This window comes from Leptolyngbya sp. ST-U4, from assembly GCF_039962215.1.
Classification (GTDB): Bacteria; Cyanobacteriota; Cyanobacteriia; order Elainellales; family Elainellaceae; genus Leptolyngbya_A.
The window spans coordinates 1-12366 of the sequence record NZ_JAMPKZ010000059.1; the positions used below are offsets into that span (position 1 = coordinate 1).

Consider the following 12366-nt stretch of genomic DNA (forward strand, 5'->3'; position numbering starts at 1 on the left):
TAACGGCAGTACCAACGAACATTGAGCAGGATAATTTCAGGCAAGAAATGCCGCCACTTGAACAGAGCAGCAGTAGCCATCGGAGGGCGAGAAGGCATAACGGGGCTTGTCTACCTTACCAGCGGCTGTTTTTGCGACACAACCGCTTAGAGAACAAAACCCGTAGTACGAGGGTTTAGTATTCCCTAAGTTTGTGCTTTTCCCAAGATACAGATGTTTGGTTTAGCAATTCGATACAGTCATCGAGAGTGTTATGCCTTCTGATTCATTTCCTCCTTAAGTAGGATGAAGTAGAGGAGCCAGGGACGAATCCTTAAACTACAGATGTATAAGTTTAGATCCCACTCGAATCGATCGCCCAATGCTCAACCCCAAACCGTACGTCCGCTACTCTCAGACTGTAGAAGTCAAGCAACCTGATGAGGATCGACTCGTCCGCGAAATCCTAGACTCTGTTGCCCGGCAGGGGCAGAAGGTGTTTGACAAGCATCGCCATGCCATGCGGGGTGCCCATGCGAAGAGCCATGGCGGACTGAAGGGGGAACTGACTGTTTACGACAACTTGCCTGTTCACCTCGCACAGGGATTATTCCGCGAGCCCGGCACCTACCCAGTGATGATTCGCTTCTCGACAGTTCCGGGTGACATCATGCCCGATGGTCTATCCTGCTTTCGTGGCATGGCAATCAAGGTCATTGGCGTGGCAGAACCGAAGCTACTGGAGCCGGATGCCGTCACCCAGGATTTTCTCTTGATCAACAGTCCGGTTTTTCCATCGGGTAATATCGCTCGCTTTCTCCCGGAACAGCTCCTTCAGGAAAAGGTTGTGGTCAGTGCCCCAGAGGAGGCGCAACAACTGTTGGGAACGGCTGCCCGCCTAGTGAATGCGATAACCGAAAAAGCAGGCATCAGTCTCTATCCAACAGCGTTGGGCATTACTCATCCTGAAACTCATATTCTAGGGGAAACCTATTACACTGCTGCTGCCCTGCGCTATGGAGATTACATTGCTAAATTGAGTATTGCTCCCCTCTCTGCCAGCCTTCAGCCGCTTATTGGCAAACGCATTAATACCAACAATGCTTCTGCGCTGCGCAACCTGATCGTTGAGTTCTTCCGACAACAGTCCGCTGAGTATGAACTGCGTGTTCAGCTTTGCACCAATCTAGAAACGATGCCGATCGAGGATGCGTCGATCGAGTGGCCAGAAGGGGAAAGTCTTTATCAGCCGATCGCCAGAATCACAATTCCAACACAGGAAGCATACAGCCCTGCCCGGCAGGTGTACGTGGATGACGTCTTATCGTTTAATGCCTGGCATTGTATTGCAGAACATCAGCCGCTGGGATCGATTCAGCGTTTACGCAAGGAGGTCTATGAGGCGTCCAGTCGTTACCGGCATAAGATGAACCAGCAGCCCAAGCAAGAACCACGAAGCCTTGAGGAAATGCCGGACTAGGAAGCTGCTCTGATCGAGTTCGTGCGATCCTCACTGGCTATCGAGCATTTGGAGGACCAGATTCACCGAATCGAGTGCTACTCGGAAAGAGTTCTGTATGGGAATGGTATTCTCGACAAAAACGTGAAACTGAGCATTCCAGTGAAGACTAGTGTGGCTACCATCAGGCTCAGGCGATGCCAGAACAGCACCCACTGCCGCAATCGGTTGAATTGCATAATGAAGCTGTAACCGAGCAGCTGTTAGAGATTAAGGAGATAGAAAGATTGTCATAAGAGATTCAAAACATTCAAGTAGGCGGGGCAGGAATAAAGCACTTAGCAAAAATTCATTCTGTTGCTAACTGGATTTCTGCCTCGACCAAGGTAGCTCAAGTTCTGCGTCTGAACAAAAAATCGTTCTGCATCCAGTATTGGCTTTGATGCAACGCTATCGCTCAATTGTGTTGGGAGAGCGAGAATTTCACAGCATTGCCTTTGCTGACGGGTTGGGCCATCAGCAGGTAGGATTCATGCTGGTCTACCTCAAAGCACCACCGTCAGTTTCGTCCAGACGCCCAGTTTGAACGCCTGAACGAGTTACTCCAGTTTCCGGGGAGTGCCTGCTTTGAAGTGCAAGTGCAGGTGACGCGACAGCAGGGGTCTGGTCGCTTTAATCTCGTAACCCGCTGGAGACGAAGCTATCGGAAATCTCAAACCAATCAAGTCTGGTATCTGTTGACCAACCTCGTCTGCCTTGAAGCTGCACTCAACAGTTACGCCAAAAGGTTTTCGACTGAACCGATGTTCAAAGACTTGAAGAAGGGCGGCTACAACATGGAAAGCTATCGAGCAACTGGACAACGGTTCCAAGCTTTAGTCCTGCTGGTGGCGATTGCCTACTTACATTGGACTGTATAGACAGTTATGGATTAGCCGGATGGATCTGTGGTCAGAGTGGGCAGGGAAACTCATGCTTCTCAAACCCCCAAAACGTCCCTTTTTTCGATTAGGTTTAAGGGTGATGAGCTTGATCCAGTCTGTTCTTTACCTCCTTTGTCACTCCATGAGGCATTGAGCAGTGGTATTAACCCCAATAAAAGCCCAATAAATAATAAATCAGTACTGCTTTTACCGCCGAATTTCTCTTTCCATGGCAAAAGCAATACTGTAATACCCTAAGCATTCAAATTAAATTGCTGTAAGTCGATCGATTTACCGTATTTAATAGGAATACTAGGCATAGTAACGGGACGACTGCCTCAAGTCAAGCAATCGAATTCTGTTTTTTCTGAAAGCGCAATGAGCTGTAATGTTCGCTCGAAAAGTTGGATCTAAAAGTTGTTGCTTGAGTAACAATTTTAAGGATAGAAGAACATAAAGCTGCTTAAATCACATTAACTAAATCACCTTAGCTAAAGTCTTGTGACTCCTAATTAAAGTGACTTCTCCAAGTTTGCGAAATTTCCGAAATCAAAAATACAAAACTGCTTTTCCTGGAAAGCGACGATCGAGTAATTGCCGAGCAATATCTGCAACCTGCATCCAGGGAGCCTCGACCGAAATTTGCGGCTTGAGCTGTCCCTCTGCTACCAGTCCCAAGAGCCGCTGTAATCCAACCGATGCCGTTTCTCGTCTCAGTTCATGGAACAGAATCAGCGCATACAGGCTTGCACCATTGCTCACACCATAGAAGCGTTGCGCATTAAACGTCACCTCATTGCCGCCCGACGTACCGAACAAAACAACCGTTCCATCGGGTGCAACCGATCCCAACGTCGCTGCAAGGGTTTTGCCCCCAACTGATTCGATTATGAGATCATAGGGAGCGTATTCGCTATCTAACGGCAAATCTTCCCCAATCACCACTGCCTGTGCGCCTGCAGCTTTTACTGCGGCTTCTTGATCCGATCGCCGCAAATGAGCAATGACCTTTGCAGCGGATAGCCGCGCTAGTTGAATAGCAAAATTGCCTACACCGCCTGATCCGCCTGTGATCAAGACAGATTTTCCCAGCAAGAGTCCGCCCTGTTTTAGCGCATGATATGCCGTTAATCCTGCAACAGGTAGGGTTGCTGCTTCAGCAAACGAAACGGTATCCGGTAAAAGGGCAATCGCATTTGTTGGAACCGCGACTATCTCTCCCCAAGCTCCCGATCGAACAAACCCCACAACTCGCGTTCCTACAGGTGGGCTGGAACCGTCTGCCGCAGGAGTTTCAATCACACCCGCTAAATCCCATCCGGGCTGCCAGCCTGACTCAGCCGTCAGGGACCGTCTCACTTCACCGCGATTTAGGGAAACTGCCTGCACTTTGACTAAAGCTTCATTAGCAGCAGGGATTGGGGCATCGACTTCTCGCACAAGCCAGCGTTCAGGAGCGCTAGGTTCAACTACAACGGCACGAATTTTAGGCATCGTAGCTCCATTAGAAAGACTTCAAATTGAGTTTAGTCACAAAAGAGAGATGTCTTTTGGATCACATTTTCTGGTGTTTTCAAAGATTCTCTAGCTCTTTGATTTCCAGCGTCAAGCCACAGCGATATCTGGACATTCATTTTTAGCCATGTTATATCTCAATTAATTAAACTACGGTTTGTACGTCAGCTTACTGTATTTTAGTTAATTCGCCTTGATTTGAAAGCCTTTGATAGGGCTAATGATGTTGAACATTTTGCTACGGGTGGAAAGATCTGATGTTAAAAACGGCTCAAGACCTTGATATAACGACAGACTCACCAGAGACGATCGCCGCGATCGATACCTTTTCCGAGCGGGCACTCTGCTATGGAAAGGAGGTTGAATCGCTGCTGCTTCAGGGCATTGCTGCCGACCCAACCTGCGCGATCGTCCGGGCTTATGCTGCGGCTTATTACCTGTCGCAAGAAAGTCAAGCCGGACGACAGCAGGCGATTCCCCATCTCAGAGCAGCACAGCAATTTGCCGATCGAACGAGTGAGGGAGAACAGCTTTATATTCAGGCAACTGCAGCCTGGGCAGAAGGTGAGATTAATGAGGCGATCGCACTGCACGAAGCGATCGCGCAAAAGTTTCCTCGCGATTTAATTTCTGTACAGCAGGGACAGTACCATTATTTTTATCAAGGCGACAAAGCAGGACTGCTGTGGATTGCTCAAACGGTTCTTCCTGCCAATCCAGAAAATCCCTATCTACACGGCATGATTGCCTTTGGACTGGAACAGTGCCATCAGCTTGAAACTGCAGAACAGTGGGGGCGACGGGCAACGGAAATGCAGCGGCAAAATCCCTGGGCGCATCATGCAGTTGCCCATGTGCTGGAGATGCAGGGGCGTGTAGACGAAGGCATTGCCTGGATGGAAAGCCTCGCGAATACCTGGGAAAGCTGCAACTCTATGCTTTATACGCATAATTGGTGGCACATTGCGCTTTATTATTTAGCAAAGCAGGATGCTCAAGGGGTGCTGAAGCTGTATGACCAGAAAGTATGGGGGCATGCCCGCAAGGATTCCCCGAAAGATCAGGTTGGGGCGATTGCCCTGCTGCTGCGCTTAGAACTGCAAGGCATCGACGTTGGCAAATCTCGTTGGCAAGCATTAGCCCTGTATCTGTTGCCCCGCCTTCACGAACACGCCCTGCCGTTTCAAGACCTGCATTACCTCTATGCCCTGACGCGAGCAGGTCGCTTGTCGTGGGTAAGGGAAATGCTTAACAGCATGGAAGTGCACATCCAAACGCTGCATCCGGAGGCACAATCACCGTGGCTCAAGGTTGCTTTACCTGCGGCACAGGGTATCATCGACCATGCGAAGGGGCACTGGCAGGAAGCGATCGACCATCTGCAGCCCGTTCTACCGCAGCTCTGGAGGATTGGCGGGAGCCACGCCCAGCGACAGCTCTTCCAGCAAATTTATCGCGATGCAGTGCGACATCAGGAACAGCGACATCAGAAACGAGCTCAGCCGCGCCCACTTCCCCATTCCAGAATAGCGATCGCTAGATAAACTCGTATCCTGCTTCAATGGCAGCCTGGTACTGCACTGCCAGCATCGTATAATCCTCCGATCGAACTGGGGCAAGGCAACGAATCCGTGCTTTTGTCATTGCGATTTGCAGTTCGGTATCCGGCTGAAGCAGCGCTGCTTGAATTTGCTGAATTGTTGCTGTGTCAAACCGCTGAGAAACTGCGATCGGCGGCATTGGGCAAGCCCCAATTGAATCAATCACGCGCAGTCGTTGCTGCAATTCAGGGAAATCTCGCAGTTCTTGTTCTAAAACAACGCTATCGATCGCCGCACAGTCCGCCAGTTTCTCTGCAACCCAGCGCATTGATTGCTGATGGAATCCAGAAGAAATCGCTTGCGCAAAAAATGGGGCAGGATAGCCCTGTTCAAGGATTCGCTGTCGCAGCAAGTTGTAGCCACTGTTAGAACCGCGATCGTTATAGCAAAGTGTTTTTCCTGCCAAGTCACTGAGACTGAAATAGGGACTATCCACTGTAACAATCACATCAGCAAAATAGATGGGACTGCTCTGATAGCGATCGCTCTGCATCACAGGCGCAGCGATGGCAATAAGTGAATCTGGTGCGATCCATTCCAGATCAGCTTTGCTGCGCATGAGATATCTGGCAAACGGCAAACCACAGATAAACACAAAATCCCACTGGTTTTGATACAGTTGAGGATCATCGAGTGGATCAAATTTGCCCTGCTCAAATTGAATATTGAGATGGAAGGTGCGATCAAGAAAGGCAACGATCGCCTCATAAAACCAGAACAAGTTCGGAGATAGATAGGACACTGCCCTAGTAGGATGACCTTGAATCCGATCAGGTATTGCTTGCCGAAATTCTTTCTGCACGTTGAATATCAATTGAATATTAATGTATAAAGATTGTCATTTTCACAATCAGCCCACTTCCGGTTCCTTAATAATCTTGCCCTTCCATCAGTAGGCGCAGGTAGTTGGAAACCAATTCAGGCAGACTGCTAGCTTCTGCTCCAGTAAAGCATTGCCAATTTGACGGGCTTCCTCCGTAGTCTTAAGGGTGATGTAGTGGAGTTTCATGGAAAAGTTTTGACAGAAAAGTTGTAATAAATACTATATCTTGATCGGTTTACTGTATTATACTTCAAAAACATGCTAGAAATTCCTTATCCAGGATAACTAAGACCGCTCAACATGACCGATTTGCAGAAGAACTACAGCCAGCCTAAATAGGACGTGAACGAATAATAAGCTCATGATGGGTCTTGAATTCTATGCCTTTTGCTCGTGGAAACCCTCTACTCATCATGTTCAGTTTAATGAGTATTGACGTTGATGGTTTCATATCAAGTCAGGGAACATCACAAATTTGACGAGTTTCTGATGTTCCCTCTAGGGCGATTGAAGGACGGAGCCAGCGACAAGCCTGCTCAATTAATTCATTCAAGTCGCGAATCGGATACTGTTTTGGTGTGTTGTTTGCAGAAATTACAACAATACTTTTGCCGTCTGCGCTCAGTGCCATCGCGTAACCTTCATACTGAGCAATTTGATTGCCTCTGCCATCCCACACGCGAATCTGACGATCGCCTCCTAGTGTTGCAATCTGTTGACCACTTGCACTAATTTGCACGGCATTAGCTTGAACCGAAGTGGGAATAAACCAGCCCTGTCGCCCATGCAGCGTCGCAGTTTCACCGTTGAGATTCCACAAGAAAGCTCGATCGTCGGCAGCAGAAATAAATTGATTGGTTTGAGGATTGGTAAACGTAAAGCGGGCAAGATCGGAAAAAGTTGTACCGTCCGTAAATCGATCGCTACGAATTTTATTAACTGGGTTGCCCTGTACGTCCCAAGTTTGCACTGCTGCTGTACCGGAATCACTGGGAGCGATCGTCATCAACCCTTTTCCGTCGGCTGTGAAATACACCTGATCGACCCAGTTCGGATGCGCTTGAAAGTTTGCCACAGGTTGCCCCTGCAAATTCCAGAGCTGAACTTTCCCCTGCCCGCCAGCAGTTGCCAAGAATTGACCATCGGGACTGAAGGCGATCGATTGCACTTTGCCTGAAATTGGAGAGGTTACTGCAACTTTGTCTCCAGCTATCGTCCAAATTTGAATCGTATTATCGACTTGCAGCGTTGCCGCATAGCGTCCATCAGGACTGATTGGGTTGTTCCAGGTCAGGGGATTCAGCCAATCTTCGCCCCAAGTTCCAGCAAGTTTCGCAATCGTCTTTCCTCGTAGATCCCCGACAGTTACGGTTCTGTTCTGACCGCTATGCATCAAAAGATATTCTCCTGATGCGTTAAATCGTAAATTATCGATCGCAAATTCACTTAACGGGAGTGACAAATTGCCTTGAGTTTGAGAATTCCAGATCTCTACTGTGCCGTCATTCAATAAAGCTGCAAACGATTCTCCACTTGGGTTCATTCGCACTATGGAAACCTGCTGAGAGAGCGGAGAATATAAAGTCTCAGGCGTTTGCAGATGTAGAAACGTGGTATCAGAAAGGGCGATTGTTTTGCCATTGGGGCTGAACTTCAGCTTATACTATATCCTCGAAATCTCGATTCGGTAAGCTGCTGTCCGGCAAGATTCCAGACTCGCATGCGATCGTCCCGGTTCTGCGTTACCGTATCGCTGCCAATCGTTGCAAGTTGCTGACCATCCGGACTAATAGCAATTGCATAAATTCCGCCTGAATGCGCCTGAAACTCTCGGAGCAGATTGCCCTGAAGGTCATAAAGCCGCAGCTTACCGTCCTCTGAGCCGATCGCCATAAATTGATTGTTTGGGCTAATTTGAGCATCGATCGTTCCCTGCGATCGCGTTTCCACTGATGTCTTTACCCTGCCATTCAAATCACACTGCGTCACTATGGCGGTTCTTCCTTGAGCAGCGACCATCAAGACAGACTGACTATCTGGGCTGAAACGGGCTTTGAGGACTTGCCCCTGACCCTGACAAATCGCAACAGCTTGTCCCTGATTGTTCTAGAGCTTTACCTGACGATCGCCACCCGTCAGCAGATGCTCTCCATCTGGGCCGAATTCAACGACCAGCGACTGGTGATTCAGTGCCGCAACAAGCTGTCCCTGATCATTCCAGAGCCTTATGATTTGTCATTGCTAAGTTGCACTATTGTCACTACCAGCATCAATAACAGGTTCGATCGTGGCAAGCAGGCGACCGTTAGGGCTGAACGCAATTCCTAAAATTGGAGTTTGCAGGCTTGAAAAAGTGGCGATTGCATTGCCCGCAGTACTCCAAAGCGTTGCCGTACCGTCTGCTTTGATTGCTAAAAAACGTTCTCCATCAGGACTCAGGGCAACTTTATCAATCATTCCCTGCTGCTGAAATTGATTAATTTGTCGTCCCTCAACGTCTAAAATTTGATAATCAGTGCGATCGCGTTGCGTGTGTCCTGTGTAAAATAATATCTGTCCACCATTTGCGGTAAAAGGACGCGCAGTTGTGTTGCTGGTTGCGCCGATCGACTGTTCTTGAATGCGATCGAGTATCAGCTGTAGGGTTAGAATAGGTGTAGTTGTAACGTACTGCTTTGCATCACCCGTTGCTTGCTGTAAGTTTTGTGCTGCCGTTAACGCAGAAATTAATGCCTCACTGGGTTGATAGGAAAACTGGCCGAGGGCACTAGTGCTCGTTCGTTCTGCCTGGCCAACAAGCGTGGCACGATTCAGCGATCGGGTTGACCAGACGGTAATGCCTGAGGCTGCCAACAGTGCAGCAGCTAAAATCCCTGTTCCTAAACGCAGTCGTTGTTGTGCAATACGATTAGCCCTGGCGAGGATTTCATTAGCGCGTTTCGTGTCCTGGTTTTCAAACTGCGGTTGTGTCGCAAAAACAGCCGCTGGTAAGGTAGACAAGCCCCGTTATGCCTTCTCGCCCTCCGATGGCTACTGCTGCTCTGTTCAAGTGGCGGCATTTCTGGTTCTGTTGCAAGAAGTGATAGAATTAGCGTCTACCGAGAGAAAAATTAACGTCCGGTGGTTGATCCGAAAGCTCCGTTCAAGTGGCGGCATTTTTTGCCAGAGATCATTCTGTTAAATGTACGGTGGTATTGCCGTTATGCTTTGAGTTATCGAGATTTAGAAGAGATGATGTTAGAACGTGGAGTCGAGGTAGATCACACCACTATTTATCGATGGGTGCAGGACTACGCGCCAGAGCTCGACAAACGTATTCGTCCCCTTCTCAATCCCACAAACGATTCCTGGCGGGTGGACGAGACGTACATCGAAATCAAAGGGGAGTGGAAGTACTTGTACCGAGTGGTGGACTCAGAGGGGAATACCTTGGACTTCATGCTCAGTGCGAAGCGGGACGGAAAAGCTACGGCACGCTTTTTTCGCAAAGTGTTGGGAGCGAAACACACTCAAACTCCACGGGTGATCACCGTTGATAAGAATGCTGCCTATCCCGTCGCGATAGATGAATTACAGGAAGATAAAACGTTAAAAGCCGAGACCAAATTACGGCAAAGCAGATATTTGAACAACATGATTGAGCAAGACCACCGCAACGTGAAACGGATTGTAAAACCAATGATGGGATTTCAGTCGTTCAACACAGCGAGAAGAACATTGAGAGGAATCGAAGCAATGGCGATGATTTGCAAAGGACAAGTGAAGGGGGTTAACCAAGGGGAAAGTGTATCTCAAGCAGAATTCGTCAATGAAATCTTCGGAGTGAGTGCTTAAAGCAATACGAACGAGAGCAGTTCGTTTGTTACTTTAAAATCTTTGCAACAGAACCCCTTTTTTTGGGTGTCACCTGCACTTGACGGGGCACCTTCGCATATTTCTCGTTCACGTAGGTTTGCAGCCATTGTTGAGAAACCTGTGTCGCACGAGCAATACCAGCTAATGAAATCCGCTCTAACAGCAAGCGGTCAATTAGTTCCCGCGTGGCTTGGTCGATCACTTTTTTGCTGGGTTGTTCGATGAGCTGTCGTTTGCAGTCGTGGCATTTGAATCGTTATTTACCGTTGTGGATGTGACCATTCTTAACCGTTTTGGTGGATGCACAAATCGGGCACGCAGGCATGGTAGGAGAACAGAAAAGACTTTGCTTCTTCATCATTACATCTTGAGTACCACCAATCAGGTTTGAGCTTTTGACCAAGCCCTCGAAACAAGAAAAGGCAGAACAGGGAAAATCTGGATTTGTTCCGGCAATTGCCAGGTGGGTGATTGAGCGTTCCAATGCCTGGATGGAGCGTTGTAAAATCTTGGTCAAGAACTTTGAGCGGACGCTTGCCATTGCCATAACCAAACTCAACCTTTGCTTCATTCGGCTAATGATTAAGCGGCTTGCAGCCTCTCCTTAAGATCTCAAATAGGTTCTATATTCTTTACCGTTCCAAGAGTGATGAAATACCACTACTTTGACAGAGGTTAGTGTTCCTGGTGGTAAAATTTGCTCTACAACTTCCAGTGCTTCTTCAGAAGTCATCATTGAACCTCTTAAATCAGCCCTTGACGTAAAGCAACTACAGCAGCTTGTACACGATGGTCAACTCCAAGTTTGTTGAAGATACCACGTACATAAGTTTTTATAGTGTTGTGGCTGAGATATAGATGGGCTGCAATTTCAGAATTACTTTGACCTTCCGCCATGAGTTTCAAAACTTCCAATTCACGGCTTGAGAGCCTGTGCGTAGTCTCAAAAGACACTGAGGAAGAGTATTTTGTCTCTTGCATAAAAAACCTCTTAGGTGGTGTTAAAGTTGCTCACTATGAGTTATAAATCAATCAAGTTTTTGCTGATAGCTGTACATTGCAACCTGTGACAGAAGCAAGATGACTCGATACAGAAACATTGCGGTCTGATGCAAAAGGATTGCAATTTGATACAAAAGCGTTGCAGCTTTGTGCAGAAGCGTTGTGACTAGAGCGGCGATCGCTGCCGCGATTTACCCTACCTCAGCGATCACACCACGGACAAGATTACGGACAAGATTAAAGTTATACCCTCTAGCTTGCGGTGGATTCAAAAGACGAATCTATGAGCTTCTAATTACGCCGCGCTGCTAGTTTCATCCTTGACTTCGGTTTTGATGACGAAAGCCCTTAATTCGACAATCTTTCCGTCACGAAAGCGCCAGACATCGCAGTACGAGTAATGATCCGCCTTCCCGTCTGCGTCCTTCAGTGTGATGTCGCCAACTGCCGTGACGAAATCACCCTCAGCGATTAAGTTGGCGACCGTAAACTTTGGCGGCTCTATGTATGTCTCTGCCATATATTGGCGAACAGCTTCTTTTCCGTTAAGGGTCTTGTCCCCTACGAACGTCCATTTCGTGTCGTCAGTGCAGAATGACAAGAATCCTTCATAGTTGCCTGCAGCGTTCGCCGCATTTGCCTCTTCTAAAATGGCTTTGTTTTTCTCTGACATCTGAATCTCTCCTCTGTTCAAAGCAAAAAAGTGGTGTGAGTTGTTATGCTGTTGCCCCTCACTAGTTTACTTCTAGGGACTGGTAAACGGCTTACATTGAATCGCCTTCACATTTCGCAGATAGTTCAACTCTGGCTCGAAGTCAGTCGGACAGAAGACATAAACATTGTCCTGAGATCGGCTAATGACTAAACGGTAGCTGGGTGGAATTTCCTGGGAACCTTCGATCACTTCGATTCTGGGAATCACTTGTGAATTGACTTGAGCCAGGGATGGAAAATTGAACAGTAGGAGTACGCCGAACAGAATTGTGATTGCGATTGTGGTTGTAGTTGTAATTTTGGTTGAAAGAATCTTTCGGTTCATGAAAAATCTCCTGTGACTTGTGGTTGTGTAATGTTCTGTTGTTTCCAGGGAAGCGGTGATCGATAGGGGTTTTCGCGCATATCTAGGACTTCCCAAGTTGTAGGATTGACTTGCCCTGTGACTGGGATTTCGTACCGTTGCTGTAAATCTCGTATTGCAGAAGCTGTAAT

13 protein-coding genes and 4 pseudogenes are annotated in these 12366 nt (G+C 47.9%); 5 read left to right on the forward strand and 12 right to left on the reverse strand.

What is annotated here, in order from left to right; genetic code table 11:
- Positions 1-80, reverse strand: a pseudogene (locus NDA02_RS27110) (IS6 family transposase); the annotation flags it as partial.
- A 281-nt stretch (positions 81-361) separates the two neighbouring features.
- On the opposite strand from NDA02_RS27110, the gene NDA02_RS27115 reads away from it, so the two are divergent.
- Together NDA02_RS27115 and NDA02_RS27120 are read left to right on the forward strand one after the other, a co-directional pair.
- Entirely contained in the window at positions 362-1459 is a 1098-nt protein-coding gene (locus tag NDA02_RS27115; RefSeq protein WP_190789739.1) for a catalase family protein, read from the forward strand.
- A 623-nt stretch (positions 1460-2082) separates the two neighbouring features.
- Complete coding sequence (locus tag NDA02_RS27120; protein WP_190789740.1) at positions 2083-2358, forward strand: hypothetical protein; 276 nt, start codon at positions 2083-2085, stop codon at positions 2356-2358.
- 552 nt (positions 2359-2910) lie between these two features.
- Here NDA02_RS27120 and NDA02_RS27125 read toward each other — a convergent pair.
- The gene (locus NDA02_RS27125; RefSeq protein WP_190789741.1) at positions 2911-3855 is read right to left on the reverse strand and encodes a zinc-binding dehydrogenase; all 945 of its coding nucleotides are present in this window, start codon (positions 3853-3855) and stop codon (positions 2911-2913) included.
- A gap of 278 nt (positions 3856-4133) precedes the next feature.
- Here NDA02_RS27125 and NDA02_RS27130 point away from each other — a divergent pair, with 278 nt between their 5' ends.
- Positions 4134-5420, forward strand: a complete 1287-nt coding sequence (locus NDA02_RS27130) for a tetratricopeptide repeat protein (RefSeq protein WP_190790457.1) — start codon at positions 4134-4136, stop codon at positions 5418-5420.
- Here NDA02_RS27130 and NDA02_RS27135 read toward each other — a convergent pair.
- The 5 genes and pseudogenes from NDA02_RS27135 to NDA02_RS27155 all read right to left on the reverse strand — a co-directional run bounded on the left by NDA02_RS27135 (position 5413) and on the right by NDA02_RS27155 (position 9300).
- Positions 5413-6219, reverse strand: coding sequence for a PhnD/SsuA/transferrin family substrate-binding protein (locus tag NDA02_RS27135; RefSeq protein WP_347277826.1), 807 nt, complete (start codon positions 6217-6219; stop codon positions 5413-5415). The genes NDA02_RS27130 and NDA02_RS27135 overlap by 8 nt on opposite strands.
- Positions 6220-6369: 150 nt before the next feature.
- Positions 6370-6486, reverse strand: a pseudogene (cutA, locus tag NDA02_RS27140) (divalent cation tolerance protein CutA); the annotation flags it as partial.
- A 271-nt stretch (positions 6487-6757) separates the two neighbouring features.
- Complete coding sequence (locus NDA02_RS27145) at positions 6758-7843, reverse strand: WD40 repeat domain-containing protein (RefSeq protein ID WP_348256248.1); 1086 nt, start codon at positions 7841-7843, stop codon at positions 6758-6760.
- 110 nt (positions 7844-7953) lie between these two features.
- Complete coding sequence (locus tag NDA02_RS27150; RefSeq protein ID WP_348256249.1) at positions 7954-8289, reverse strand: hypothetical protein; 336 nt, start codon at positions 8287-8289, stop codon at positions 7954-7956.
- 252 nt (positions 8290-8541) lie between these two features.
- The gene (locus NDA02_RS27155) at positions 8542-9300 is read right to left on the reverse strand and encodes a hypothetical protein (protein ID WP_190790453.1); all 759 of its coding nucleotides are present in this window, start codon (positions 9298-9300) and stop codon (positions 8542-8544) included.
- Between the two features lie 120 nt (positions 9301-9420).
- Here NDA02_RS27155 and NDA02_RS27160 point away from each other — a divergent pair, with 120 nt between their 5' ends.
- On the forward strand, positions 9421-10134 hold the full coding sequence (locus NDA02_RS27160) for an IS6 family transposase (RefSeq protein WP_348256250.1): 714 nt from the start codon (positions 9421-9423) through the stop codon (positions 10132-10134).
- A 28-nt stretch (positions 10135-10162) separates the two neighbouring features.
- On the opposite strand, the gene NDA02_RS27165 is transcribed toward NDA02_RS27160, so the two are convergent.
- Positions 10163-10357 (reverse strand): hypothetical protein, encoded by a 195-nt coding sequence (locus NDA02_RS27165; protein WP_348256251.1) that lies wholly within the window; start codon positions 10355-10357, stop codon positions 10163-10165.
- A 178-nt stretch (positions 10358-10535) separates the two neighbouring features.
- Here NDA02_RS27165 and NDA02_RS27170 point away from each other — a divergent pair.
- Positions 10536-10763, forward strand: a pseudogene (locus tag NDA02_RS27170) (IS5/IS1182 family transposase); the annotation flags it as partial.
- Positions 10764-10899: 136 nt separating this feature from the next.
- Here NDA02_RS27170 and NDA02_RS27175 read toward each other — a convergent pair.
- The 4 genes and pseudogenes from NDA02_RS27175 to NDA02_RS27190 form a co-directional block, all read right to left on the reverse strand.
- Positions 10900-11085: pseudogene (locus NDA02_RS27175) on the reverse strand (response regulator transcription factor); the annotation flags it as partial.
- 367 nt (positions 11086-11452) lie between these two features.
- Positions 11453-11830: a nuclear transport factor 2 family protein gene (locus NDA02_RS27180; protein ID WP_190794868.1), complete on the reverse strand. Its 378-nt coding sequence runs from the start codon at positions 11828-11830 to the stop codon at positions 11453-11455.
- 72 nt (positions 11831-11902) lie between these two features.
- On the reverse strand, positions 11903-12196 hold the full coding sequence (locus NDA02_RS27185; protein WP_190794869.1) for a hypothetical protein: 294 nt from the start codon (positions 12194-12196) through the stop codon (positions 11903-11905).
- Positions 12193-12366: a peptidoglycan-binding domain-containing protein gene (locus NDA02_RS27190; protein WP_347277940.1), complete on the reverse strand. Its 174-nt coding sequence runs from the start codon at positions 12364-12366 to the stop codon at positions 12193-12195. Before NDA02_RS27190 ends, NDA02_RS27185 begins: the two co-directional genes overlap by 4 nt.